The 24,440-nt window shown below is 66.8% G+C and carries 24 protein-coding genes; 1 reads left to right on the top strand and 23 read right to left on the bottom strand.

Annotated features, from left to right (window positions below; all coding sequences use genetic code 11):
• Positions 1-176: 176 nt before the first annotated feature.
• From VN11_RS10380 to VN11_RS10490, 23 genes are all read right to left on the bottom strand, one after another.
• Positions 177-1,682, bottom strand: coding sequence for a sigma-54 dependent transcriptional regulator (locus VN11_RS10380; protein ID WP_053449673.1), 1,506 nt, complete (start codon positions 1,680-1,682; stop codon positions 177-179).
• Positions 1,679-2,056 (bottom strand): response regulator, encoded by a 378-nt coding sequence (locus tag VN11_RS10385; RefSeq protein ID WP_010485922.1) that lies wholly within the window; start codon positions 2,054-2,056, stop codon positions 1,679-1,681. Before VN11_RS10385 ends, VN11_RS10380 begins: the two co-directional genes overlap by 4 nt.
• 14 nt (positions 2,057-2,070) lie before the next feature.
• Entirely contained in the window at positions 2,071-3,480 is a 1,410-nt protein-coding gene (rpoN, locus tag VN11_RS10390; protein WP_053449674.1) for an RNA polymerase factor sigma-54, read from the bottom strand.
• A gap of 270 nt (positions 3,481-3,750) precedes the next feature.
• Positions 3,751-4,383 (bottom strand): response regulator, encoded by a 633-nt coding sequence (locus tag VN11_RS10395; RefSeq protein WP_005413261.1) that lies wholly within the window; start codon positions 4,381-4,383, stop codon positions 3,751-3,753.
• 92 nt (positions 4,384-4,475) lie between these two features.
• Positions 4,476-5,054, bottom strand: coding sequence for a PilZ domain-containing protein (locus tag VN11_RS10400; RefSeq protein WP_053449675.1), 579 nt, complete (start codon positions 5,052-5,054; stop codon positions 4,476-4,478).
• Entirely contained in the window at positions 5,051-5,344 is a 294-nt protein-coding gene (locus VN11_RS10405; RefSeq protein WP_006443673.1) for a hypothetical protein, read from the bottom strand. The genes VN11_RS10400 and VN11_RS10405 overlap by 4 nt, the downstream gene beginning before the upstream one ends.
• Positions 5,341-5,757: a flagellar export chaperone FliS gene (gene fliS, locus VN11_RS10410; RefSeq protein ID WP_053449676.1), complete on the bottom strand. Its 417-nt coding sequence runs from the start codon at positions 5,755-5,757 to the stop codon at positions 5,341-5,343. Before fliS ends, VN11_RS10405 begins: the two co-directional genes overlap by 4 nt.
• A gap of 128 nt (positions 5,758-5,885) precedes the next feature.
• Positions 5,886-7,304: a flagellar filament capping protein FliD gene (gene fliD / locus VN11_RS10415; RefSeq protein ID WP_006443677.1), complete on the bottom strand. Its 1,419-nt coding sequence runs from the start codon at positions 7,302-7,304 to the stop codon at positions 5,886-5,888.
• A gap of 441 nt (positions 7,305-7,745) precedes the next feature.
• Positions 7,746-8,924 carry a flagellin gene (locus VN11_RS10420; protein WP_053449677.1) on the bottom strand — a complete coding sequence of 393 codons (1,179 nt, stop codon included), beginning with the start codon at positions 8,922-8,924 and terminating at the stop codon, positions 7,746-7,748.
• A gap of 85 nt (positions 8,925-9,009) precedes the next feature.
• On the bottom strand, positions 9,010-10,185 hold the full coding sequence (locus VN11_RS10425; RefSeq protein ID WP_053449678.1) for a flagellin: 1,176 nt from the start codon (positions 10,183-10,185) through the stop codon (positions 9,010-9,012).
• A gap of 72 nt (positions 10,186-10,257) precedes the next feature.
• Complete coding sequence (locus VN11_RS10430; protein WP_053449679.1) at positions 10,258-11,475, bottom strand: flagellin; 1,218 nt, start codon at positions 11,473-11,475, stop codon at positions 10,258-10,260.
• A gap of 385 nt (positions 11,476-11,860) precedes the next feature.
• Complete coding sequence (flgL, locus tag VN11_RS10435) at positions 11,861-13,063, bottom strand: flagellar hook-associated protein FlgL (RefSeq protein ID WP_008266080.1); 1,203 nt, start codon at positions 13,061-13,063, stop codon at positions 11,861-11,863.
• Positions 13,060-14,940, bottom strand: coding sequence for a flagellar hook-associated protein FlgK (gene flgK, locus VN11_RS10440; RefSeq protein WP_053449680.1), 1,881 nt, complete (start codon positions 14,938-14,940; stop codon positions 13,060-13,062). Before flgK ends, flgL begins: the two co-directional genes overlap by 4 nt.
• An 8-nt stretch (positions 14,941-14,948) precedes the next feature.
• On the bottom strand, positions 14,949-16,148 hold the full coding sequence (gene flgJ, locus VN11_RS10445) for a flagellar assembly peptidoglycan hydrolase FlgJ (RefSeq protein ID WP_053449681.1): 1,200 nt from the start codon (positions 16,146-16,148) through the stop codon (positions 14,949-14,951).
• Between the two features lies 1 nt (position 16,149).
• Entirely contained in the window at positions 16,150-17,292 is a 1,143-nt protein-coding gene (locus VN11_RS10450) for a flagellar basal body P-ring protein FlgI (RefSeq protein ID WP_006443848.1), read from the bottom strand.
• A gap of 2 nt (positions 17,293-17,294) precedes the next feature.
• Positions 17,295-17,987 carry a flagellar basal body L-ring protein FlgH gene (flgH, locus tag VN11_RS10455; protein ID WP_008266280.1) on the bottom strand — a complete coding sequence of 231 codons (693 nt, stop codon included), beginning with the start codon at positions 17,985-17,987 and terminating at the stop codon, positions 17,295-17,297.
• A 22-nt stretch (positions 17,988-18,009) separates the two neighbouring features.
• Positions 18,010-18,795, bottom strand: a complete 786-nt coding sequence (flgG, locus tag VN11_RS10460) for a flagellar basal-body rod protein FlgG (protein WP_005409571.1) — start codon at positions 18,793-18,795, stop codon at positions 18,010-18,012.
• 102 nt (positions 18,796-18,897) lie between these two features.
• Positions 18,898-19,647, bottom strand: a complete 750-nt coding sequence (locus VN11_RS10465; RefSeq protein ID WP_006443951.1) for a flagellar basal body rod protein FlgF — start codon at positions 19,645-19,647, stop codon at positions 18,898-18,900.
• A gap of 32 nt (positions 19,648-19,679) precedes the next feature.
• Positions 19,680-20,903, bottom strand: a complete 1,224-nt coding sequence (flgE, locus tag VN11_RS10470) for a flagellar hook protein FlgE (protein ID WP_053449682.1) — start codon at positions 20,901-20,903, stop codon at positions 19,680-19,682.
• A 32-nt stretch (positions 20,904-20,935) separates the two neighbouring features.
• Positions 20,936-21,619 carry a flagellar hook capping FlgD N-terminal domain-containing protein gene (locus tag VN11_RS10475; RefSeq protein ID WP_053449683.1) on the bottom strand — a complete coding sequence of 228 codons (684 nt, stop codon included), beginning with the start codon at positions 21,617-21,619 and terminating at the stop codon, positions 20,936-20,938.
• A 23-nt stretch (positions 21,620-21,642) separates the two neighbouring features.
• Positions 21,643-22,050, bottom strand: a complete 408-nt coding sequence (gene flgC / locus VN11_RS10480; protein ID WP_005416461.1) for a flagellar basal body rod protein FlgC — start codon at positions 22,048-22,050, stop codon at positions 21,643-21,645.
• Between the two features lie 3 nt (positions 22,051-22,053).
• Complete coding sequence (gene flgB, locus VN11_RS10485; RefSeq protein WP_005409576.1) at positions 22,054-22,449, bottom strand: flagellar basal body rod protein FlgB; 396 nt, start codon at positions 22,447-22,449, stop codon at positions 22,054-22,056.
• Between the two features lie 139 nt (positions 22,450-22,588).
• On the bottom strand, positions 22,589-23,533 hold the full coding sequence (locus VN11_RS10490; RefSeq protein WP_053449684.1) for a chemotaxis protein: 945 nt from the start codon (positions 23,531-23,533) through the stop codon (positions 22,589-22,591).
• A gap of 210 nt (positions 23,534-23,743) precedes the next feature.
• Between VN11_RS10490 and flgA the strand changes: the two genes are divergently transcribed.
• Complete coding sequence (gene flgA / locus VN11_RS10495; RefSeq protein ID WP_053449685.1) at positions 23,744-24,400, top strand: flagellar basal body P-ring formation chaperone FlgA; 657 nt, start codon at positions 23,744-23,746, stop codon at positions 24,398-24,400.
• Positions 24,401-24,440: the final 40 nt, after the last annotated feature.

The following is a 24,440-nucleotide window of genomic DNA, read 5'->3' on the forward strand; positions in this document are numbered from 1 at the left end:
CAACGCAACGGGCTCCGACCCCAATGGAGGCGCCATTTAACCGGCGTCGGTTTTCTGGCCTGGGGCTGGAGGGTCCGGTGGCCGGAATTCTGGCGCTGCCGGGGTTCGGAGGCCCACAAACACCAACGCCCGGGCAAGCCCAGGCGTTCGTGCCCCCTTCATGCTGGAAACGCTGTTCAGCCGGCCAGTTCGGCCTGCTCGCGTTCGATGCCGTACTTGCGCAGCTTTTCCACCAGGGTGGTGCGGCGCAGGCCAAGCAGCTGGGCGGCGTGGGCGACCACGCCCTGGGTGCGTTCCAGTGCTTCGTTGATCAGGCCCAGTTCGATGTTGGCCATGTGGTTGCGCAGATCCATGCCCTCGTCGGGCAGGGCGGCCGGTGCTGCTACACGATTGACGGCGATGCCATGCTCCAGCGCCGGCTGGTTGCCGCTGCCCGGGGTATGGAACGAGAAGCTGCGCAGGTCCAGGCGTTCTTCGCTGGCGACGGACTGCACCGGTGCCGGCGCGGCCACTGCTGCCAGCGCGGCGTCGCCCCGGTAGCGGGCCGGCAGGTCCTGCACGCGCACCGAGCCACCCGGGTGCAGCACCGCCAGGCGCTCGACCAGGTTGGTCAGTTCGCGCACGTTGCCCGGCCATTCGTAGCCGGCCAGGGCCTGCAGGGCTTCTGCGGTGAAGCGCACTTCGCCACGGCCGGTACGCGCCAGCTGCGCGGCGATGGTTTCCACCAGCGCCGGCAGGTCCTCGCGGCGTTCGCGCAGGGCCGGCACGTCGATCGGGAACACGTTGAGGCGGTAGAACAGATCCTCGCGGAACTTGCCTTCGGCAATGCGCGTTTCCAGGTCGCGGTGGGTCGCGGCGACGACGCGCACGTTGCAGCGGATGGTCTGGTTGCCACCCACGCGTTCGAAGCTGCGCTCCTGCAGCACGCGCAGCAGCTTGACCTGCATCGGTAGGCTCATGTCGCCGATTTCATCGAGCAGCAGGGTGCCGCCCTCGGCCATTTCGAAACGGCCCTTGCGCGCGGTGAGCGCACCGGTGAAGGCGCCCTTTTCGTGACCGAACAGTTCGCTTTCCAGCAGGTCGGCCGGAATGGCGCCGCAGTTGATCGCCACGAACGGGCCGTCACGGCGCGGCGAGCGCTGGTGGATGGCGCGCGACACCACTTCCTTGCCGGTACCCGATTCGCCCAGCACCAGCACGGTGGTATCGAACGCGGCGACCTGCTCGATCATGGTGCGCAGTTCGGTGACGGCCGGGCCGTTGCCGGTCGGTCCCTGCTCCTGCACGGCACCGGCCTGGTGCTCGGCATCCAGGCGCTTGAGGCTGGCGCGACGCAGCAGGGCTTCCATCTGCGCGTGGCGCAGCGGGGTCTCCAGCGGCCAGATGTTGGCCTCGTGCAGGCCATGCTGCTGCGCGAAGGCAGCGGCATCGCCGTCGGCCAGCAGCACCGGCGGCGGCAGGCTGCTGCCGCCGAGCCAGTGGTACAGCGCAGTGCTGGCGGCACTGTCATCCAGGCTGCCGACGATCACCGCCATCCAGTCGTTCTGGCGCTGGCGGCCCAGGTCGAAATCGGCCGCGTCGGAGACCCAGCGCGGGTTGAAGTCCATGAATTCCAGCAGGGCAACGGTGCGCTCGGCACGCACGGCGTCGTTGTCCAGTACAAGGATGCGCGATTCGCTCACGATCGATCCTCCCTGAGGCCTTCCAGGATCGGCATGACTTCCTGGATGTAGGACAGCTTGCTGACGAAATTGTCGGCGCCGGCGCGCAGCGCGTGTTCGCGGTGCTCGGCGTCGTCGAAGTGGCTGGCGATCACGATGTACGGTGCGTCGTCCTGCGACTTGATCAGGCGGGTGGCCTGCAGGCCGCCCATTTCCGGCATGGCCAGGTCCATCAGTACCACCTGCGGGCGCAGCGTTTCCGAGCGCTCGATCGCTTCCAGGCCGTTGCCGGCGCTGCCGACGATCTGCAGCCAGTCGATCTTGCGGAAATGGCGCATCGCCGCGTTGATGAAGCCCTCGTGGTCATCGACCAGCAGGACCGTAAGCTTGTTCATGTCCAACATCCTTTTCAGCCCACCCGGGCCAGCTGCGGTTGCCTGGCGCCGAGCCGGCGCCGTTCACGGGCCGGGGCGATGTCCAGTTGTTCCCGGTATTTTGCGACGGTTCGGCGGGCAATGTTCACCCCCTGGCGCGACAACAGCCCGGCGATCGCTTCATCGGCCAGCGGCCGGCCGGCTGGCTCGGCATCGATCAGGCGGCGGACCATGGCCTTTACCGCCTGGCCGGAGACGCTGGCGCCTTCCAGGCGCACGGCGAAGAAGTGCTTCAGTTCGAAGGTGCCGCGCGGAGTCTGCAGGAATTTGCCGGTGGTGATGCGCGAGACGGTGGACTCGTGCATGCCGATTTCCTCGGCCACTTCCTTCAGGGTCAGCGGCGCCATGGCCTCCTCGCCACGCACCAGGAAAGCGGCCTGGCGCTCGACGATCACCCGCGCGGTCCGCAGCAGGGTGTCGTAGCGCATCGACAGGCCGCGGCTGAACCAGCGCGCTTCCTGCAGCATTTCGCGCAGGGCCGGGGCGGCGTCGTTGCTGTCGGCCAGCGCCTGTTCGTACTGGCTGTTGATCGACACGCGGCGGCTGGTGGCCGGGTTCAGTGCCACCTTCCACTGCGCGTCGGCGTGCCAGGCGACCACGTCCGGTACCACCACGGCGTTGCGCTCGGGCAACAGGCTGTCGCCAGGGCGCGGCTGCAGCGAGAGGATCAGGCGCACCGCTTCGCGCACGTCGTCGATCTCGGCGTCGTGCTGGCGGGCGAGGGCGGGGTAGTCGTGCGCGGCCAGTGCGTCCAGCGCGCCGTCCAGGATGCGCGCGGCCAGGTGGCGAGCAGGCACCACGCCGTGCAGGCTGCGCAGCTGCGCCTGCAGGCCTTCGCGCAGGTCCTGCGCGGCCATGCCGGCCGGTTCGCCGTGCAGCAGCTGCTGGCGGATCGCTTCCACGCCATCGGCGTCGATGTCGAACTGGGCGCTGGCCAGCAGCTGCAGCTGGCCCAGCGGTGCCTGCAGGTAGCCGGCGTCATCGCAGTGGTCCAGCCAGAAGGCAGCGACGGCCAGCCCGCGGTCGTCCATGTCCAGCGACAGGCGCTGCAGCACGCGCAGCTGCGGATCGGTCGATTCACCGGCGGCGATGCGCGCCATGCGGTCGTCGTCGCCGTCCTGCCAGCTGGTGCCGGCTACGTCCCACATCGAGGATTCCGGCAGCTCGTCGAACGCGGCCGTCTCCAGCGTGGTGGTGCTGGCCTCGGTGGCCTCGGCGGCGGGGGCTTCGGCCTCTTCGATCTCCAGCAGCGGGTTGGAGTCCAGCAGGCGCTGGATTTCCTGTTCCAGGTGCAGGCCATCAAGCTGCAGCAGCCGGATCGACTGCAGCAGCTGCGGGGTGAGGTGAAGTTGTTGGCCCAGCTGGGTCGAGAGTGCAGCCTTCATCGTGGTTCCCCGGCACCGCTCCCCGGCGCCTTGTGGAACGCATCTTGCTTTTGATCCGACGGGTGCGGAATCGGGGGGTTCCTGAGGGCTTTCGTGGATCTCCCGACAGGATGTAAGGATTTCCCCTACATTGACGCGGGATGTTGACGAAGGCCGCCGCCAAGTCATTGATTCGTGGTGGCGGCCCTGCCGCGTCTGCTACGCGGCGTGTACGGATTCCTGTCGGGGCCTGTCAGGGCGACGGGATTTCGTCGCCGCCGGTATGCCGATTCACTCCAGCTCGTGCTGGTGGCGGGCGGCCAGCAACAACAGATCATTGGCGCGGCGGCAGCCCAGCGACTCCATCATGCGTGCGCGGTGGGTCTCCACCGTCTTGACGCTGATGCCGAGGTCAGCGGCGATTTCCTTGTTGCTCTCGCCCTTGCCGATGCGGCGCAGGATCTCGCGCTGGCGCGGCGACAGCGCGGCGATGCCGGTGGGCTTCTCGCGGCCCAGCATGGGCGCCAGCATCTTGGCCGAGATCTGCGGGCTGAGGAACACCTGGCCGGCGTGCGCGGCACGCAGGGCCAGTTCCAGCTCCTGCGGCGCGGCATCTTTGACCACGAAGCCCACCGCGCCGCGATCGAGTGCATCGCGCACATGCGCGGCATCGTCGTGCATGGTCATCATCACCACCCGGGTACCGGGCGCGCGCAGGCGGATGTCACTGAGCGCTTCCAGGCCGGTGCGGCCGGGCAACGACAGATCCATCAGCACCACATCCGGCGCATGCTGCAGGGCCAGCTGCAACGCCTGTTCGGCATTGCTGGCCTCGGCAACCAGCTGCACGTCGGCAAACCCCTGCAGCAGCCGCGCCAGGCCGGCGCGGACCAGGGTGTGATCGTCGACGATGAGAACTCGCACAGGCACGCAACTGGTCCGTGTAGGGGAGTCCACCTTAACTTAGCTGAACGGGCGCGCCAAGCGTTGCCTGTCCTGCATCGCAATGGTGGGTTTCAGCGGGCCCGGCGAGCCTCGGCCACCTGGCGGCGGTGCAGGCGGAACAGGTGCCGCTCCATGGCCATTTCCAGGCCGTCGCCGAGGCGCTGGAAGCGCAGCCAGAGGTAATGGCCACCACCGCCGTCGGCGGCTTCGGCGATCACTTCCACCGGCAGGTCGATGTGGTCGGGCAGCCAGTCGCTGGGTTGCAGCCGCACCAGCCCGGCCTGGCCAGGCATGGCGCCGCTGCGCGGGCCCAGTTGCAGGCGGATGCCACGGCGTGACCAGCGCACCGGGCGCAGGGTCAGTTCCTGGCCCTGCTGGCGAACCAGCCGGCCGAGCAGCACCATCGCCAGGTCCAGCTTGGCTTCGAGCCGCTGCAGCTGCAGGCTGGCCTCGTTGCGGTCGTCATGCTCGTCAACGCGGCTGTCTTCCACCAGCGCCAGGCTGCGCAGCAGGCCTTCGGCGCTGCTGGTGCGGCCGGCGGCACTGCCGGGCTGGAACTCGGCGGGCAGGGCCAGTTCGCAGCTGAGCGTTTCGTCGAACAGCTCGCTTTCGGCGGGGTGGTGCAGCGACGTTGTCGGCAGTTGGGTCATGCCAGCGATTCTGCCTGCAGGTAGGCATGCGCCGCGCGAAGAGAACGCTGTCCATCGTTCATCAGGGCAGCGACTGCGTCGCGGCGCTGGCGCAGCAGGCCAAGCAGGTTCTGCTGGCGTTCGAACAGTGCGCTCAGTGGCGCGTGGTCGGCCGCGGTGAGCGGCTGGCTGAGCAGGGCATGCAGGGCGCTGTCGTGGCCGTCGAGCAGGCTGTCGGCTTGGTCGAGGGCTTCTTCGCCTAGTGCCTTCTCGAACGCGTCCAGCTGCGCGTGCAGTTCGTGCAGGCTCATGGCGCCACCGCGGCCGGGCGGCGTTGTTCGTGCGGGATCGCGTTCCAGGCGCTGTCGATTTCGCCCAGCAGCTGCAGGGCTTCGTCCAGCGCTGCACGATCATTGTGCAGGTTGGCCTCGGTCAGGCGCTGCAGCACATAGTCGTAGAGTGCCGACAGGTTGCCGGCGATCTCGCCACCGGCCTCATGGTCCAGCGAGCCGTTGAGGTGGCCGACGATCGCGCAGACTTCGCCGATCGCCTTGCCCTTGCCGGCCTGGTCGCCACGCTCGAGGCTGGCCAGGGCGCGGCGCACGCGCTCCAGCGCGCCAGCCAGCAGCATCGCCACCAGCTTGTGCGGATCGGCGTCGGCGACCGCACTGGTCACTCCCACCTGGCGATACTGTTCGGCATATTGACGGCTGGAACCGTACATTCGTGATTCTCCTTGCGCGGGGTGCCGCCGGGCGATCGAGGGGATCGTTGCCGGCGGCGCGGCGATGATTGCTGTTGCGTCCGTTATCGGTGCGTTGCACGCCAAACTTGAGCGTTGCGCGTAGACCTTCAGCGGTTCAGCTGTGCCAGCTGCTGCTGCAGCGACGTATTGCTCTGCTGCAGCTTGCCCATCAGGCTGTCCAGCGCGATGAACTGCTTCTTGTAGCGCTCTTCCACGCCCTTCATGCGCGTGTCCAGGTCCTTGCGGCGCTTGTCGATGTTGTCCAGCGTGGTGTTGAGGCCTTTGGTGCGGGCGACGAAGGCGCCTTCCTTGCCGACCGTGGTGCTGACATAGCCGTCGACCATGGTGTAGAGCGTGCCGGCACCGCCGGTGTCGCCGGTGATGGCCGAGCGGATCTTTTCAGGCTGGCTGGCCAGTGCGGCGGCAAACTTGGTGGTGTCGAGCACCAGGCTGCCGTCGGCGTTTGGATAACCGCGTGTCTGCAGGCCTAGTACCTTCGGGTCCAGGCCGTCGGCGGAAAGCTCCTTCAGCACGCCCGACATCATGGAACGCAGCTGGCTGGCAGCACCACGCATCTGCGCGTCGCCGGTCAGCGTGGCCGCTTCCTTGGTCTTGGCGTCGTACTTGGTTTCGGTGTTGATCGCTGCGATGGCCGCGTTGTAGGCGGTCACGAATTCCTGCATCACCTTGGTGGCGGCGGCCGTGTCGGTACTGATCACGACCGTGCTCTTGCCGGGAACCTTCAGGTTCAGGGTCAGGCCAGGCACCGCATCTGCCACCGTATTGCTGGCGCTGACCACCTTGACGCCATCGATGGTCAGTTCGGCGTCCGCTGCAGCGGTGTTCTGTTTCAGGCTGCCGACCAGTGCGCCCAGCTTGGGATCACTGCCGCCGTACTCCAGCTTGATCGCATTGGCGGCACCGGTCTTCTCCTGGGCGATCGACAGGTACTGGTTGTCGCCGGAGGTGATCAGTGTGGCCTGCACGCCTTCCTTGCGGCCGGCGGCATCGATCTTGTTGCGGATGGTGGTCAGCGTGTCGCCGTCCTCCACCGCCACGTTCATGGTCTTGGCCTTGTCGCCCACGCCGACGGTCAGCGTCAAGGTTCCGGCGCCGAAGGTGTCGGTCTTCGGGAACGAGGTGTCGGCAATCAGCTTGTGTGCCGTGGCGAGGGATGTCACCTCCACCTGGTGCGTGCCGTTGGACGCGGCCGCCTTGGTCGTGCCCAGGTCGTACAGCGCCACCGATGCGGTCAGCACATCCTCGGTATTGGCGGGCTGCGCCTTGCCGCTGGCGGTCACCGTGCGGGTATCGAAGGCGGTGGTGGCCTTCAGCGCGGTCAGTGCAGTCTTCAGCTTGTCGAAGGCCGAGGTGACGGTGCCGATCGACGACAGCTGCATCTTGGCTTTGGACTGCTGCAGGTTCAGTGCATTGTCGGCCGGCTTGCGGTCGGCTGCGACCAGCTGGTTGACGATGCTGGAGATATCCAGTCCCGAGCCAATGCCACCGTATCCAAAGTCTGCCACGTCGTTTCTCCTGGTATACGGGCCTGGCCGTCGTGCGGTGGCCCGTCGTCAACGAAAATAGCGGCCTGTGCCGCTGGGTCTTGAGGACTTCGTTGATGCATGCGCCGTGCCAATGCTCTGGCGCGGGTTCTGGCACGCAGGTTGCAGGAGGGTTGGGGCAGGGTGCGGGGAGGTTCACCGCGGGCTGCCGGGAGTCTGCAAAAAACCCTCCCCCAATGCAGGGGAGGGATCAGGCTACTGACAATCGGGGGGAGACGAAGCCGCCCGGTACGTACAGTCAAAGGTACAGCGCTGAAAGAGAGGTCCGCAGGAGCGGGCGATGCCAAGCCGGTTCGGGAGGGTTCCCGGGCCGGGCATGGCCCGCGCCTTCGTGCACCGTGGCTTCCGGGTTGCCGCTGCCGTCGGTTCAATCCGACGGCAGCGGCGCCTTCTTGCCGTGGATCAGCGCAGCAGGCTGAGCACGCCCTGCGGCACCTGGTTGGCCTGGGCCAGCATGGCCGTACCGGCCTGCTGCAGGATCTGGGTGCGGGTCAGCTCGGCGGTTTCCTTGGCGAAGTCGGTGTCCTTGATGCGGCTGCGCGACGCCGACAGGTTTTCCGACGAGGTCTGCAGGTTGGCCACGACCGAGGTGAAGCGGTTCTGGATCGCACCGAGGTCGGCGCGGGTGCTGTTGATCGCGCCCAGGGCCTTGTCGACCACTTCCATTGCCTGCTGTGCACCAAGCACCGTGCTCACGTCCAGCTTCTGCACGTTGGCAGCGGTGGCGGTGCCAGCGGTGTAACCAGCGGCTGCATTCTTCGCGCCCCACACGCCGGTGCCGGCGTTCAGGTCGCTGCGCTCAAGCGCGATGTCGGCAGCGACGACCGCCTTGCCTTCCTTCACCGAGGTCAGTTTCATCGAGCCATCGGCATTCGCCTCGGCATAGAGGCCGGCTTCGCCGATCTTGGCATTGATCGCCGTGGCGACAGCCTTGGACGCATCGGCAGTGGAGGCGCCGGCCTTGATCTCGACGGTGCCGATGTCCACGCCCATTACCTTGCCGGTAATGCGCGAGCCGTCGGTACTGGCGGCCAGTACGTCAGTTGCGCCGCTTGCGAAGGTCGAGGTGCCCAGCGAACCCGCTTTCGCATCGATGGTCTTGTCGATGGCGATGGCCTGGCCGGCATTGGCGCCGACCTGGAACAGCTGGCTGGAGAACGTGCCGTCCAGCAGCTTGGTGCCGTTGAAGTCCGACTGCTTGGCGACGCGGTCGATTTCCGAGACCAGCTGGGTCACTTCAGCCTGCAGCGCCTTGCGGTCGCTGGCCGAGTTGGTGGCGTTGGAGGCCTGCACCGACAGCTCGCGGACGCGCTGCAGGTTGTTGCCGATTTCGGTCAGCGAACCTTCGGCGACCTGGGCCAGCGAGATGCCGTCGTTGGCATTGCGGATGGCGACGTCAGTGCCGCGGATCTGAGTGCCGAAGCGCTCGGAGATCGCCAGACCGGCGGCGTCGTCCTTGGCGCTGTTGATGCGCGAACCGGAGGACAGGCGCTGGATGGTGGTGGCCAGCGAGCTGCCGCTGGTGCTCAGGTTACGCTGAGCATTCAGGGACATGGTGTTGGTGTTGATGACTTGTGCCATGGTGCTTTCCTTTGGCGAAGGTGGAACGTGTTTCAGGCGCCGGGCGGCGGTTCAGATGCCGCCCGGCGGTCGATCAGGGAGCGGATCAGCGCAGCAGGCTGAGCACGCCCTGCGGCACCTGGTTGGCCTGGGCCAGCATGGCCGTACCGGCCTGCTGCAGGATCTGGGTGCGGGTCAGCTCGGCGGTTTCCTTGGCGAAGTCGGTGTCCTTGATGCGGCTGCGCGATGCCGACAGGTTTTCCGACGAGGTCTGCAGGTTGGCCACCACCGAGGTGAAGCGGTTCTGGATCGCACCGAGGTCGGCACGGGTGCTGTTGATCGCGCCCAGGGCCTTGTCGACCACTTCCATCGCCTGCTGCGCACCCTTCACGGTGGACACGTCGATCTTGTCGGCGAACTGCTTGCCCGGGACCGGGGTTGCTGCGGCGAAGCCGGCCAGCGAGCTGCCGATGGCAGTGAAAGCGCCCGCGTTGTTCACGCTGTCCTTGACCGAGGTCAGGGTCAGTGCGCCGGCGGCATCGGTTTCGGCCAGCACGCCGGTTTCGCCGATCTTCGCATTGATGGCGGCAACGACGGCCTTGCCGTTTGCAGCGGTGTTGGCGGCAGCGTCACCGACGCTCTTGACCGTCATGGCGCCGAAGTTGAAGACGGTGCCCTTGCTGTCGGTGATGGTGAACGCACCCACTGCGGTGTCAGTGTCAGCGGTACCGGCGATTGCGGTTGCGGTACCGCTGGAGAACTGTGCACCACCCAGGGCGTTGGCCTTGGCATCGATGGTCTTGTCGATGGCGATGGCCTGGCCGGCATTGGCGCCGACCTGGAACAGCTGGCTGGAGAACGTGCCGTCCAGCAGCTTGGTGCCGTTGAAGTCCGACTGCTTGGCGACGCGGTCGATTTCCGAGACCAGCTGGGTCACTTCAGCCTGCAGCGCCTTGCGGTCGCTGGCCGAGTTGGTGGCGTTGGACGCCTGCACCGACAGCTCGCGGACGCGCTGCAGGTTGTTGCCGATTTCGGTCAGCGAACCTTCGGCGACCTGGGCCAGCGAGATGCCGTCGTTGGCATTGCGGATGGCGACGTCGGTGCCGCGGATCTGAGTGCCGAAGCGCTCGGAGATCGCCAGACCGGCGGCGTCGTCCTTGGCGCTGTTGATGCGCGAACCGGAGGACAGGCGCTGGATGGTGGTGGCCAGCGAGCTGCCGCTGGTGCTCAGGTTACGCTGAGCATTCAACGACATCGTATTGGTGTTGATGACTTGTGCCATGAGGAGAGGTCCTTGAGCGGTTGCACGTGAGTTGGGTTAGACGCCCCCGACGTGCCCCGGGGGCGGCTCATGTCAGCGCTGCAACAGGCTGAGCACGTTCTGCGGTACCTGGTTGGCCTGGGCCAGCATGGCCGTACCGGCCTGCTGCAGGATCTGGGTGCGGGTCAGCTCGGCGGTTTCCTTGGCGAAGTCGGTATCGCGGATGCGGCTGCGCGAGGCCGACAGGTTCTCCGAGGAGGTCTGCAGGTTGGCCACCACCGAGGTGAAGCGGTTCTGGATCGCGCCGAGGTCGGCGCGGACGCTGTTGACCGATTCCAGGGCCTTGTCGACGATCGACAGCGCCTTCTGCGCGCCTTCGGCCGTGGTGACGTTCAGGTCCTTGACGAAGCTGGCCGAGGTGCCGGTGAGCGTGCCGCCATTGGTGCTGGTCTCGGTCAGGCCGAGGCCGGCGATCGTCGCGGCGGTGGCGCCGGTCGGCGGGGTCGCGGCGCTGACGCCCAGGGTGAAGGTCTGGCCGTCCTTGACCGAAGCCAGGCTGATCACGCCGGCATTGACCGAGGCCATGACGCCGGTTTCGCCCAGCTTGTTGTTGATCGCGGCGGAGGTGGCCGAAGTGATCGACTCGCCCGCCTTCACGGTGAAGTCGTTGACGGTGATCGTGGTGGCGGTGCCGCCCGGCGGGGTGACCGAGATCTGCAGGCCGGAGTAGGTGGTGTCGGCGGTGGCCTTGTCGGTCGCCAGCGCGGTGCCGGTGTAGCCGTTGGCGAAGGAGGCGGCACCCAGCGAATCGGCCTTGGCGTTGACCACGCTGTTGATGGCGATGGCCTGGCCGGCGTTGGCACCGACCTGGAACAGCTGGCTGGTGAAAGAGCCGTCCAGCAGCTTGGTGCCGTTGAAATCGGCCTGCTTGGCGACGCGGTCCACTTCGGAGACCAGCTGGGTTACTTCGGCCTGCAGCGCCTTGCGGTCGCTGGCCGAGTTGGTGGCGTTGGAGGACTGGACGGCCAGTTCGCGGATGCGCTGCAGGTTGTTGCCGACTTCGCTCAGCGAACCCTCGGCGACCTGGGCCAGCGAGATACCGTCGTTGGCGTTGCGGATGGCCACGTCCAGACCACGGATCTGGGTGGTGAAGCGCTCGCTGATGGCCAGGCCGGCCGCGTCGTCCTTCGCGCTGTTGATGCGCAGGCCGGACGAGAGGCGCTGGATGGTGGTAGCGAGCGAGCTGCCGCTGGTGCTCAGGTTGCGCTGAGCGTTGAGCGACATCGTATTGGTGTTGATTACCTGTGCCATGGGGTCGTCTCCTCTTATATGGAACCCGTTGGTGAATGAAACGAAGCGCCGCCGGTTTTTTTGTGTGGCTGTGTGCTTCGCTGTTGCCAAATGAATAACGGCGCTTTGTCAACAACCTTTAGCCGTGAATTCCGCTGGAGCCGTAATTCGCTGCTGGAGGCTGTTTTTACCGGGCTTTTCAGCCCTGGAAGGGCGTGAAGGCAATCCCGGAAAGGGGCGGTCGGGGCAGGCCCGACCAGCGCTGATGAAGGTATCGGCGGGGCAGCGCCGGCCTTGATGGGCAATCACGGGTATTCCGCCGCAGCGGGCATGGCGCCGGGCACGGAAACGAAAAAGGCCGCGATGCAGGGCATCGCGGCCTTTCAGGGGTGACGCGAGGGAAGCGTCAGCGGATCTTGTTGAACAACGACATCGACTGCATCTGCGAGAAGATCGTCTGTGCCGCCTGCAGCGCGGTGCTCTGCAGCTGGTACTGGCTCAATGCATCGGCATAGTCCAGGTCACGCATCTGCGACAGCGTGGTCTTCAGGGTCACGCCGTTGGCCTCGCGCATGTCCGCGGCGTTATCCAATGCCTTCAGCTGTGCGCCGCCTGCGGCACGTGAATCGATCATGCGTTCGGAGGCGCGTGCCACGTCGCGCAGGGCACTCTGCAGCTCGTTCTGCTGCGCGGACATCTTCGCGGTGGTTCCGGTGTCGGCATCCAGCGCGGCGATCAGCTTGTCCATGGTGTCGAAGATGTCGCGGCTGCTCGCGGGCGTGACGTTGAAGCTGTCACCCGCAGCGGGTGCACCGGTGATCTGCAGGCGCACCCCGTTCACTTCCACGTTGTCACCGGCCTTGTAGGTGCCGGTACCGGTGACGTTGCCCGCGCCGTCCAGCACCTGGTACTGGTCGGCAGCGGTGAAGCGGATGCTGAAGGCCTGTCCGTTCCAGCTGTCACTGCCGTCGCGCGTGATGTTGGTCAGCACGCCGTTGCCGGTGTTGCCGGCCGCCGCGCCGCCATCGACAAAGCCATCGCCGGTGGGGATGCGCATGAAGATCTCGCTGCCGGGCAGCGCATCGCGCACGTAGGTATCGGGGCCGACTTCGATCTGGCGCTGGGTCTGGTCGCCCCGGTAGACCACCTTGCCGTTGATCTTGGCAAACGGCGGGTCGCCGTCGTTGGTGCCGCCGAACACGTAGCGGCCGGTACCATCGTCGGCGTTGGCCAGTGACAGCAGGCCATCGCGGATCTGGTTCAGCTCGGTGATCAGGGTCTTCTTGTCCGGTGCACTCAGCGCCGGGTTGCTGGCCTGGATGGTCAGATCATTGACGCGCGCCATCAGGTCGTTGACCTGGGCCAGGGTGTTTTCCTGCACGCCCAGCCGGTTCTGCACGTTGCCGGCATTGAGCTTCATGCGGTCAAGCGCGGCCAGGCTGCGGTCAAGACCGACTGCGGCACCGGCGGCGACCGGATCGTCCTTGGCGCTGACGATCTTGCTGCCGGTGGCGATCTGCTGCTCCAGGTGGCTGAGCTTGGCCTGCTTGGCCATCATCAGCGACACGGACTGGTTGAACATCATGCTGGTGGAGATGCGGCTGCTCATCGGCGGACGGCTCCCAGGATGGTCTGGAACATGCTGTCGGCGGTGGAAATCAGCTGCGAGGCGGCCTGGTAGGCCTGTTGCAGGCGCAGCATGTCGGCCGCTTCCTCGTCCAGGTTGACGCCGGACACTTCGTCGCGCGCTTCCTGCGCCTTGTCGTTGATCACCAGCTGCGCTTCCAGCGAATACTCGGCCGAACGTGCGGCAGCGCCGACCTGGGTGGTCAGGCCGCCCAGCGCACCGTTGAGGGTGACCGTGCCGCTGTTGAACGCCTTCGCGCTCTCCACCTTGGCCAGCCGGGAGGCATTGCTGTTGTCCGACGAGCCGGCCGGGGTGGGGGTGATGTTGAAGGTGTCGCCGACCTTCGGCGCACCGTCCAGCACGAAGCTCCAGCCATTGGCGCTGATGGTCTGGCCCGGGGTGTAGGTCTGCGGCGGGCCACCATCGATGGTGTAGGTGGTGGCCGAGGTGAACACGATCGCAGCCGGATTGCGCAGGTTGGCGTTGGTCGAATCGCTGACGGTGACCCCGCTCAGCTTGCCGGTGCCGGTGTTGGACGTGGCGGCAGCGCCCTTCACCGCCGCAGCGGCGGCGATGCGCGAGGGATCGGTAATCGCCACTTCCATGCTGCCGGCCACGCCTGCGGTGGGCTGCAGCAGGAATCGATCATTGGCAGCCGGGGTCCCGCCGACCACCAGCTTGACGCCATTGATCACCAGCGGATCGGCGGCGGTGCCGGTACCGGTCAGCGGCACGTTGGCGCCGGTGTCGGCGCGGCTGGCCTTCCACTGGGTGCCATCGAACTGCAGCACCACGTTCTGTGCGTCCAGCTTGCCCAGGTCGCCATAGGTGGCGCTGAGGCTGGCCGTGCCGGTGTTGGCATTGTTGGCGGTGACGCGCGGATTGCCGATGTTGAAGAAATCACCGCCCAGCTGGCCATACATGTCCACACCCTGGTGATGGGTCTGGTTGAAGGTCTCGGCCAGGCCGACGGCCAGCTTGCCCAGTTCGGCCTGGGCCGGGGTCAGCACCGTGTCGCGGAATTCCAGCAGGCCGCCGATCTGGCCACCGACGGCCTTTGCGTCAAGCCGGATCGTGTTGCCCTGGGTCTCCAGCGCCAGCTGCAGGCGCTCGGGCTGGTAGGGGTCGGCCACCGTGGTGACCTTGGTCGCCGTGGTGCCCACCACCAATGCGTTGCCGCCGGCGGTGTAGACATTCATGATGCCGCCGTCCTGGATCACCGCCGTGCCGCCGGTATAGCCGATCAGCTGGGTGATCAGCTGGTCGCGGCGATCGAGCAGGTCCGGCGCGGCATTGGCGATGTTGGTGCCGATGGCGCCGTTGATCTGCGCGATCTCCTGCGCCAGGCGGTTGACCTCGGTGGCACCGGCCAGCAGGCCGTTGTTGACCTCGCCGTTGAGGTTGTTCAGGTGCGTGTTGAGCTGCACGAAGCGGTTGGCCAGGGCCTTGCCGCCGTCGAGCATGTTCTGCCGGTCGGCGGTGCCGGAGGCGTTGGAGGACAGGCCGCTGACCGAGTCGAAGAAGTTCGACCAGACGCCGGCAATGTTGGTCGCGCCTTCCGAGAACAGCGAGTTGACCCGGTCGGCCATGCCGGAAAGCTGCTTCAGGCGCGCCAGCTCGCCGCTGCTGTCGAGCAGGCGCGAGATCGCCAGCTGGTCGGCGGTGCGGCGGATGTCGGTGATGCGGGTGCCGTTGCCGACCGTTCCATAGCCGTAGTTCTGCGGATCAGCGGTGGCGAAGTTGACCTTCTGCCGGCTGTAACCGGGAGTATTGAGGTTGGCCACGTTGTGGCTGGTGGTCGCCAACGCACGCTGGAAGGCGAGCAGGGCACCGGTACCGGTGGAAAGTACGCTGGACATGGGGTTCCTCAACGACGAGTGATACCCAGCGCCGCGGTTGCGGTGCTGGCGAAGGTCTGGCCAAGGCGCGTGCCGGCGTCGGCCACGGCGCTTACGGCGCGCTCGATGGTCGGCCCCCCGGCGATCGCGGCGATCTTGGCGGCGTAGCGTGGATCGGTGGCATAACCGGCACGCTGCAGGCCGCGCGCGAAGCCCTGCACGTCGGTGCCGGCCTGCAGCGCCTGCTGGTAGCGCGGGCTGGTCTTCAACAGGCGCACGTAGTCGGCGAAGCTTTCGGCCGGCGAACTGTAGGCACGGAAGCTGGCGGTCTCGTTGCGGCGCACGCCATCGACATACTCATGGGTGCCGGCCACGGCACGCTGGCCGCTCCAGCCATTGGCCTTGATGCCGAACAGGTTGTGCGAGGTGCTGCCGTCGGCATGCTTGATGTGGCGCTTGCCCCAGCCGGTTTCCAGCGCGGCCTGCGCGACCAGGGCGCGGGCATCCACGCCGAGCTCCTTGGCCGCGCTCTGCGCGTGCTGCCAGATGCTGGCCACGAAGCCCTCCGGGGTGTGCTCGCCCAGTTGCGCCACGGCAGTGCGGGTGGCCAGGGCATCGGCCGGGCTGATCGCGGTACCGCGATTGCTGGCAGTGGCCGACCACTGGTCGCTGCCAGCCGCCCAGTCATCGCCCTGCAGGCTGCCGATGTAGGGATCGTCTGTGCCGAGCGCGCGGTGCATGCTGCTGCTCTCGCGGCCGGCAATCAGGTCCAGTGCCTGCTCCATCGGTGCCACCGCGGCCTGTGCGCCCGACTGTGCGCCGGCCGCCATCTGCTGCAGCAGGCGCACGGCCTGGCTGCCGTCTTCCAATGGCAGCGACGGTGCCGGCCTGGCCGGTGCGTTCAGCTGGTACGCGCGGCTGGCCTTGGCCGGGTCCACGCGGGTATCCAGTGCCGGGCCATCGGTGGCCTGGCCGGACAGCTGGCGGCTGATCATGCCCGACAGGCCCAGGCCCTTGCCGCGTGTCATCGCCTCGGCAATCTTCTGGTCGTACATGTCGCGGAACATCTTGTTCTCGCCGGGAAACAGCGAGTCGCCGAAGCTGGCGTCACGCATGCTCTTGACCAGCATCTGCGCGAACTGGCCTTCCAGCTGGCGCGCGACCTTGTCGATCTTGGCCGGATCGTTCTGTTGCGCCGGGTGCAGATCGAATGCGGGGTTGATGCGCATGTCAGATCACCTCGAGTTCGGCACTCAATGCGCCGGCCTGCTTCAGGGCTTCCAGGATCGCGATGAGATCGCCCGGCGCCGCGCCCACGGCGTTCACCGCGTGCACGATTTCGTCCAGGGTGGTGCCGCCGCTGAACTTGAACATGCGGCTGCCGTCGTTGGTGGCGGTGATGGTCGACTGTGGGCTGGCCACGGTGCGGCCGCCGGACAGGGCGTTGGGCTGGCTGACGTTGGTGTTTTCCTGGATCGTCACGGTCAGCGAACCATGCGAGATCGCGGCCGGGCCGACCCGTACCTGCTGGCCGATGACCACGGTGCCGGTGCGCGAATTGACCACCACCTTGGCCGGCGCGCTGCCCGGGGTCAGCTCCAGGTTCTCGATGCGTGCCAGCAGGCCGATGCGCGCGCCGGGATCGGTGGGTGCGGTGACCGCCACGGTTACACCATCGACGGCACGCGCCGCGCCCTCGCCGAAGGCGTTGTTGAGTGCAGCGACCATGCGCGAGACGGTGGTGAAATCGTTGTTGTGCAGGTTCAGGGTGATGTCGCCGCCATTGGCGAGCGGATCGGGCAGGGCACGTTCAACGGTGGCGCCGTTGGGAATGCGGCCGACGCTGGGCACGTTCACCGAGACGCGGGAACCGTCCTTGCCCTGCGCACCGAAGCCGCCGACGATCAGGTTGCCCTGGGCGATCGCGTAGATCTGGCCATCGGCACCGCGCAGCGGAGCCATCAGCAGCGAGCCGCCACGCAGCGACACCGCATTGCCGATCGAGGACACGGTGATGTCGATCGGCTGGCCCGGCTTGGCGAACGGCGGCAGTTCGGCATGGATCGCCACCGCCGCCACGTTCTTCAGCTGCGGGTTGACGTTCGGCGGCACATTGACGCCCAGCTCGCCGAGCAGGTTCTTCAGGCTCTGCACGGTGAACGGTGCCTGGCTGGTGCGGTCACCGCTGCCATCCAGGCCCACCACCAGGCCGTAGCCCACCAGCGCATTGCCGCGCACGCCACCGACCTGGGCCAGGTCCTTGATGCGCTCGGCACTGGCCGGCGCAGCCATTGCCAGCAGGAGGAAGAATGATCCGTAGAGCGACGCGATGCGTCGCTGCCACGTAGAAGAGAAGAGAGCTTTCATGGCCATACTCAGAACGGCGTCAGGCCGGAGTTGAAGAAGCGGCTCAACCAGCCCATCGCGTTGGACTGCGCGACCGGGCCGCGTCCGCCGTAGACAATGCGGGCTTCGGCCACGCGGCTGGAGGGGATGGTGTTGTCCTGGCTGATGTCGCCGGGGCGCACGATGCCCTGCACCTGCACCAGTTCGTCGCCCTGGTTCAGCCGCAGGTTCTTCTGCCCCTGCACGACCAGGTTGCCGTTGGGCAGGCGCTGCACCACGGTGACCGTGACGCTGCCCTGCAGCCGGTTGCTCTGCGCGCTGTTGCCCTTGCCGGTGAAATCACGCTTGCCGGTGGCCGACGCGCTGAGGATGTCCTTGCCGCCCAGGGTGACCGGCGCACCGAGGATCGAGGGCGTCCCCAGGTTGAGGTTCGACTCCTTGTTGGTGGCGGTGTTGGCACTGGTCTGCGCGGTGGTGTTTTCCAGCAGGGTGATGGTCAACAGGTCGCCGACGTCGCGTGCGCGACGGTCCGAATACAGCTGCAGGGTCGGGCCGGCAGCGTAGATCGCACCGGCGGTCGGCGCGGCCTGCGGCGGCATGATCGGCTGGATCGGCGCCATCGCCGCGTAGGGGCGCACGTCGCCGGCGATCACGCAGCCACCGAGCAGGGCGGCCACGGCGCAGGCGAGGGCAGTGCGGGCGAAGGTGGAAATGGGCGACATGGCGGTTTCCCGGTTGGGCCGGTCAGAGCTTGTTGTTGAGATAGCCGAGCATCGAATCGGTGGTGGAGATCGCCTTGGCGTTCATTTCGTAGGCGCGCTGGGTTTCGATCATCGACACCAGCTCTTCCACCACGTTGACGTTGCTGCCTTCCAGCGCGCCCTGCACCACGGTGCCCAGGCCGTTGAGGCCGGGGTTGCCGTTCTGTGCCGGGCCGGAGGCGGTGGTCTCCAGGAACAGGTTCTCGCCGCGGGCCTGCAGGCCGGCCGGATTGACGAAGTCGGTCAGGGTCAACGCGCCCACTTCCACCGAGGCGGCGCCGTCGGCCATCTTCACGCTGATGGTGCCGTCGGTACCGATGGTCACCGACTGCGCGCCTTCGGGAATCTGGATGCCCGGCTGCACCGGATAGCCGCTGTTGGTGACCAGCTCGCTGTCCTGGTTGATCTTGAACGAGCCATCACGGGTGTAGGCCGAGCTGCCGTCGGGCATCTGCACCTCGAAGAAACCACGGCCGTTGACCATCACGTCCAGGGCGCGGCCGGTCTGCTGCTGGCCACCCTGTTCGAAGTTCTTGGCGGTGGCCACCACGCGCACGCCGGTACCCAGCTGCAGGCCGGTCGGCAGCTGCGTCTGCGCCGACGAGGAACCGCCGGGCTGGCGCACCTGCTGGTACAGCAGGTCTTCGAAACTGGCACGGTCCTGCTTGAAGCCGGTGGTGTTGGTGTTGGCGAGGTTGTTGGAAACCACCGACATGCGCATCTGCTGCGCATCCAGTCCGGTTTTCGCGATCCACAATGCCTGGTTCATCTTCGGTGTCCTGTCTGGTGGAACCGGCCGCGCGATGCGGCCCTTGGTAGCGGGTCTGCAAGCGGTGTGCCAGCGCCGCGCTCGGGCGGCGCCGGAATTCCGTCAGCTGCCCAGGCGCAGCAGGCTGTTGGCGCTGCGCGCGTTGTCGTCGCCGTGCTTGATCACCTGCACCTGCATTTCGTACTGGCGCTGCAGCTGGATCATCTGCACCAGTGCACCGGCGGCATCGACGTTGCTGCCTTCCAACTGGCCGCTGTGCACGGCGGTGCCCTGCGCGGGTGCGAACGGCTGCTGCGGATCGGTGTTGCGGAACAGGCCATCGAGGCCGCGCTCGAGGCGCTCGTCCGGGGCCTGCACGACCTTGATCCGGCCGACCTGGGCCATGGTCTGCGGGCCTTCGCCCTGCGGGATGATCGAGATCGTGCCGTCGGCGCCGATCTCCATCGCCTGGTAGGGCGGAATGGCGATCGGATTGTTGTTGTCATCCAGCACCGGGCGGCCGCTGGAGGTCACCAGCTGGCCGTTCGGGGTGACCGACAGTGCAGCGCCGCGCGTATAGGCTTCGCTGCCATCGCTGGACTGCACGGCCAGCCAGGTGCCGGTCTGCAGTGCAAGGTCCAGCGGCTTGCCGGTGATGTGCTGCGCGCCGGGCCGGCGGTTGAAGCCGGCGTCGACGTGCAGCGCATCCACCCGCGAGGCAAAGCCCGGGCCGCGGATCGGGAAGGCTTCGGTGTTGGCCAGCGCTTCCTTGAAGCCGGGGGTGTCCGAGTTGGCGAGGTTGTGGCTGAGCGTACCCTGCGCCTGCAGGGAGGCGCGGGCACCGGTCATCGCCACGTAAAGGGCTTTATCCATGCGGGGAGTTCCGTAGCAGGGTCAGCAGCTCATCAACGGATGTTGATGACGGTCTGGGTGATCTGGTCCTGGGTGGTGATCATCTGCGCGTTGGCCTGGAAGTTGCGCTGCGCGGTGATCATGTTGACCAGCTGCTCGGTGAGGTCGACGGTGGACGCTTCCAGCGAGCCGGCCTGGATCTTGCCGAGGTTGGAGGTGTCCGGCATGCCGGTACGCGGCGTGCCCGAGCTGAAGGTATCCACCCACAGGTTGTTGCCCTTCGACTCCAGCCCCTGCGGGTTGTTGAAGGTGGTCAGCGCGACCTGGCCCAGCGGCTTGTCGGCACCGTTGGAGTAGCGGGCGTAGACCACGCCGGTCTCCGACACGGTGATCTCGTTGAGCTTGCCGGCGGCATAGCCGTCCTGCTGGGTGTTGCGCAGGGCGAACTTCTCGCCGTACTGGGTCGAGCCGGTGATATCCAGCGTCATGTTCAACTGGCCGGCGCCGGTGTTGGGGGTGAAGGTGCCGAGGCTGACCTTGCCGTCCGTCGGTGCGGTCAGCTTGCCGCTGTTGTCGAAGGTGACCGGGGTCGGCGTGCCGGCCGGCTGGCCGTCCACGTAGTTGCGCACGGTCCACTCATTGGGGTTGGCCCCCTTGACGAAGTACGAGACCTGGATGTGGCTCACGCCCAGCGAGTCGTACACGGTGATGCCACCACTGGAGTGGTTGTAGGTGTTGGAGTCGGTCGGGTCGAAGGTGGTGACGGTCGGCGGCTTGGCGTTGGCCGGCAGGGTGAAGCCGACCTTCACTTCGCTGGTCTGCTTCGGCGCGCTGTCGGTGGTCAGCAGCTGCAGGTCGACGATGCGGCCGGAATCGAAGTTGGTGCCATCGGCATTCGGTGCGAACACCTGCAGGCGCGCGCCCTGCGGATTGACCACGAAGCCGGAGGCATCGGTCTGGAAGTTGCCGGCACGCGAATACACGCGGGTGCCGTTCATGTTCATGGTGAAGAAGCCCTCACCGGAAATGGCCATGTCCAGGCTGCGGCCGGTCTGTTCGTTGTGGCCCTGCTTGAACTGCTGGGCAACGTTGGAGACGCGCACGCCCGAACCCACGGCGTTCTTCGACAGGCCGTAGCCGGTGGCCGAGAACAGGTCGGCGAATTCGGCGCGCGACTCCTTGAAGCCGGTGGTGTTGACGTTGGCGACGTTGTTGGCAGTGACGCTCAGGTCGGAGTTGGCGGCATTGATGCCGGACAGCGAGACATTGAAGCCCATGGGATGCTCCTGGTAAGTGCGGGGTGTGCGGCTCAGCTGACGCGGAGCACGTAGTCGATCGGGGCCGTGCCCAGGCCCTTGAGATTCAGGTACAGGCCGTCGGAACCGACGGTCACGCTTTCCACCGGGGCCTGCACGTAGGTGGACAGCTTGGTGCTCTTGCCGGCGGTGTCGACGTGGTTGGCCACCACGCTGTACTTGCCGGGTTCCATGCGCTTGCCGTTGGCGTCCTTGCCGTCCCACTTGAAGGCGGTTTCGCCGGCAGCCTTGGCCTCCACGCTCAGCGAGGTGACCTTGGTGCCATTGGCATCGGTGATGTCCACGGTGATGATGCCGGCCGAGGGTGCGGCGACCGTGCCTTCAACACTGCCTTCCTTCTCCAGCACCAGCTTTTCCGACGGCACCAGCACCTGGTGGCCGACCAGCGCCGCACCACGCAGCACCTGGTCGCTGGCCATCGACTCCTGGAAGCCCTTCACCGTCTTGTTCAGATCGGTGATGCCCTGCACGGTCGACATCTGCGCCATCTGCGCGACCATCTGCGTGTTGTCCATCGGCTTCAGCGGATCCTGGTGCTGCAGCTGTTCGGTCATCAGCCGCAGGAAATCGGCCTGGTCCAGCGTGTTCTTCTTTTTCGTGGCGTTGCTGTTCGGAGCGTTCAGGCCGAGCGCGGCGTAGACGTCCTGGTTGGTCTGGTTGTTGACGGAGGTGGTCATGGCGGTATCCGGTACTGCGGGCCTCAGCGGCCCATGGTCAGGGTGGCCAGCGCCAGTTCCTTGGCCGTGGTCAACATCTCCACGCCGGCCTGGTAATTGCGCGAGGTCGAGATCAGGTTGACCATCTGCGCCACCGGATCGACATCAGGCTGGTAGATGTAGCCGTCGGCATCGGCCAGCGGATGGCCGGGCTCGTAGCGCTTGATCGGCGCGGCCTCGCTCTGGGTGATCTCCTTCACCTTCACCGACGTGATGTTCGGATCGTTCTTGCTGGTGACGGCCTGGAAGATCGGTTCCAGCGGCTTGTACACGGCGTCGGCGGAACCGGCGACGGTGTCGGCGTTGGAGAGGTTGGAGGCGATGGTGCTCATGCGCACCGACTGCGCCTGCAGCGCGGAGCCGGCGATGTCGAAGATCGGCAGGTTGCTCATGGCTTATTGCCCCGTGATCGCGGTCAGCATGGAACGCACCTTGCTCTCGACGAAGCTGAGCGAGGCGCGGTACTCGAGCGCAGCGCGGCCATAGGCAGCGCGCTCGGCATCGGGATCGACGGTGTTGCCGTCCAGGCTGGGCTGCACGCCTTCGCGCGCGATCTGGAACGGATTCAGGCCACTACTGATTTCGTAGTGCTGCTCGTGGGTGGTGGCCATCAGGCCATTGGCATCCTGCCCCTGGGCGTGGCGCAGGGCGGCGTCGAAGTCCAGGTCCTGGGCCTTGTAGCCGGGCGTGTCGGCATTGCCGAGGTTGCTGGCGATCAGCTTCATCCGCTGTTCGCGCAACGGCATGGCCTGGGCATGGACGCCCAGGTAGTCGGTAATCAGGTTGCGCACGGTGCACTCCCACGGGAACGTTGCCCGGGAAGCTGCAAGCGGTGTGCCAAATAGGGGAGGGTAGTGCCGGCCGCTGGCCGGCTCTGAGATGTGGCTGCGGTTGCCGGCCAGCGGCCGGCACTACCGGATCGGCGGGCCGTCAGGCCGCCAGTGCGACCTTGCGCAGGCGGTCCAGCACGAAGTCGGCCAGCTCGTGCGGCGAGTACTTGGCGACGAAGGCGTTGGCGCCCACGCGCTCGACCATCGCATTGTTGAATACGCCCGACAGCGAGGTGTGCAGCAGCACGTACAGGCCGGCCAGGCCCGGGTGCCGCCGGATTTCCGTCGTCAGCGTATAGCCGTCCATGGCCGGCATCTCGATGTCCGAGATCACCATCGCGTAGCGTTCGGCCGGGTTCTCGCCCGAGGCGTGGATCTGCAGCAGGTGGTCCAGCGCCTGCTTGCCATCGGACAGCAGGGTCGCCCCCACGCCCAGCTGGTCAAGCACGCTGCGGATCTGCTGGCGGGCCACGCGCGAGTCGTCCACCACCAGCACCTGCAGCTGCGGGCCATCGGCGGGCATCGCCATCGCCGGGTCGAGCACGGCTTCACCGCGGACCTGGGCAATGTCGGCCAGCACGCTTTCGACGTCGATCACCTGGATCAGCTCGCCCTGGAAGCGGGTCACGGCGGTCAGGTAGCTCGATTCAGCGCCCAGCTCCGGCGGTGGGTGGATGTCTTCCACCGCGATGTTGACGATGCGCTCCACGCCACTGACCAGGAAGCCCTGGATCGAGCGGTTGAATTCAGTGACGACCAGGTAGCCGGGCGAGGTGTCCGCATCGGGTTCACGCTCGGGGTGGCCGATCGCCAGGCCCAGGTCCAGCACCGGCACCGAGCGGCCGCGCACGTCGGCCACGCCGGAGAACTGGCTGGGCAGACCGGGCACCTGGAACAGCTCCGGGCGGCGCAGGACTTCCTGCACCTTGAAGACATTGACGCCAAAAAGCTGACGTCCGCCGAGACGGAACAGCAGCAGCGCCAGGCGGTTGTGGCCGGCCAGTCGGGTCCGCTGGTCGATCCGGTTGAGCAGGTCATGGGACATGGCTGCTGTATCGGCGCGCTCGGCACCGAACTTGAGCGCTTTCGTAGCGTCGAGCCATGCTCGGCCGAGTCTCTTGTAGAGTCGAGCCATGCTCGACTGGCTGTTCGGAGAAAAGCAGTCGAGCATGGCTCGACTCTACAGAAGGCGGCCCCGTCGATCTGGCACATCCCTTGCACGCATCTCGGCCAGATCCCCTCGACAGGAGGCGCCATGCGCCGGGTCACATTTCTGTATGCCATCGCCCTGGCCCTGGCCACGCCCTGGGCGGGCGCCGCTGACTGGCAGCCCGTGGCCAGCATCCGCGCAGCAGCGCTGACGACGCTGCCGGCCGGCAGCGAGGGCGAGGCCCAGGTGGCCGACGCGCTGCGCCTGCCGAAGTGTGGTGGCCCGTTGCAGGTGCAGCCCACTGCCAACACCACGGTGGAGGTCAGCTGTCCCGATGCGGGCGGTTGGCGCCTGTTCGTGCCGGTGAAGGTACGGCGCAACCAGACCGTGCTGGTACTCAATCGTGGAATCGGCACTGGAGAAACCCTTACCGCCGCCGATATCACCACTGCCCAGCGTGATGCTGCCCGGATTGCCGGTGCGGTGCTGGCCGATCCCAACGCGGCGATCGGCCGCATCGCCCGCCGTCCGCTGCAGGCCGGGGCCCTGCTGTCGAACAACGACCTGGTGGTGCAGCGTCTCATCAAGCGAGGAGACAATGTGGCCCTGGTGTCGCGTCGCGGCTCGGTCGAGGTGCGCATTGCCGGCCGTGCGATGGGTGACGCGGGCGAGAATGAACGGGTCTCGGTGGAGAACCTGTCCTCGCGGAGGATCGTGCAGGGCACGGTCGATGCCGCAGGTGACGTAATCGTGGCGCGTTGAATTACCGCAGAATATCCCTAAAGATCACGGCCCAGCGGCC

It is taken from the genome of Stenotrophomonas maltophilia, assembly GCF_001274595.1.
Classification (GTDB): domain Bacteria; phylum Pseudomonadota; class Gammaproteobacteria; order Xanthomonadales; family Xanthomonadaceae; genus Stenotrophomonas; species Stenotrophomonas forensis.

Excerpts from the sequence above, each read along its gene's own strand:
- VN11_RS10385 (WP_010485922.1), bottom strand. The coding sequence starts at position 2,056 with ATGAACAAGCTTACGGTCCTGCTGGTCGATGACCACGAGGGCTTCATC.
- rpoN (WP_053449674.1), bottom strand. The coding sequence starts at position 3,480 with ATGAAGGCTGCACTCTCGACCCAGCTGGGCCAACAACTTCACCTCACC.
- VN11_RS10400 (WP_053449675.1), bottom strand. The coding sequence starts at position 5,054 with ATGACCCAACTGCCGACAACGTCGCTGCACCACCCCGCCGAAAGCGAG.
- VN11_RS10405 (WP_006443673.1), bottom strand. The coding sequence starts at position 5,344 with ATGAGCCTGCACGAACTGCACGCGCAGCTGGACGCGTTCGAGAAGGCA.
- fliS (WP_053449676.1), bottom strand. The coding sequence starts at position 5,757 with ATGTACGGTTCCAGCCGTCAATATGCCGAACAGTATCGCCAGGTGGGA.
- VN11_RS10420 (WP_053449677.1), bottom strand. The coding sequence starts at position 8,924 with ATGGCACAAGTCATCAACACCAACACCATGTCCCTGAATGCTCAGCGT.
- VN11_RS10425 (WP_053449678.1), bottom strand. The coding sequence starts at position 10,185 with ATGGCACAAGTCATCAACACCAATACGATGTCGTTGAATGCTCAGCGT.
- VN11_RS10430 (WP_053449679.1), bottom strand. The coding sequence starts at position 11,475 with ATGGCACAGGTAATCAACACCAATACGATGTCGCTCAACGCTCAGCGC.
- flgL (WP_008266080.1), bottom strand. The coding sequence starts at position 13,063 with ATGAGCAGCCGCATCTCCACCAGCATGATGTTCAACCAGTCCGTGTCG.
- flgK (WP_053449680.1), bottom strand. The coding sequence starts at position 14,940 with ATGTCCAGCGTACTTTCCACCGGTACCGGTGCCCTGCTCGCCTTCCAG.
- flgJ (WP_053449681.1), bottom strand. The coding sequence starts at position 16,148 with ATGCGCATCAACCCCGCATTCGATCTGCACCCGGCGCAACAGAACGAT.
- VN11_RS10450 (WP_006443848.1), bottom strand. The coding sequence starts at position 17,292 with ATGGCCATGAAAGCTCTCTTCTCTTCTACGTGGCAGCGACGCATCGCG.
- flgH (WP_008266280.1), bottom strand. The coding sequence starts at position 17,987 with ATGTCGCCCATTTCCACCTTCGCCCGCACTGCCCTCGCCTGCGCCGTG.
- flgG (WP_005409571.1), bottom strand. The coding sequence starts at position 18,795 with ATGAACCAGGCATTGTGGATCGCGAAAACCGGACTGGATGCGCAGCAG.
- VN11_RS10465 (WP_006443951.1), bottom strand. The coding sequence starts at position 19,647 with ATGGATAAAGCCCTTTACGTGGCGATGACCGGTGCCCGCGCCTCCCTG.
- flgE (WP_053449682.1), bottom strand. The coding sequence starts at position 20,903 with ATGGGCTTCAATGTCTCGCTGTCCGGCATCAATGCCGCCAACTCCGAC.
- VN11_RS10475 (WP_053449683.1), bottom strand. The coding sequence starts at position 21,619 with ATGACCACCTCCGTCAACAACCAGACCAACCAGGACGTCTACGCCGCG.
- flgC (WP_005416461.1), bottom strand. The coding sequence starts at position 22,050 with ATGAGCAACCTGCCGATCTTCGACATCGCCGGCTCCGCGCTGCAGGCG.
- VN11_RS10490 (WP_053449684.1), bottom strand. The coding sequence starts at position 23,533 with ATGTCCCATGACCTGCTCAACCGGATCGACCAGCGGACCCGACTGGCC.
- flgA (WP_053449685.1), top strand. The coding sequence starts at position 23,744 with ATGCGCCGGGTCACATTTCTGTATGCCATCGCCCTGGCCCTGGCCACG.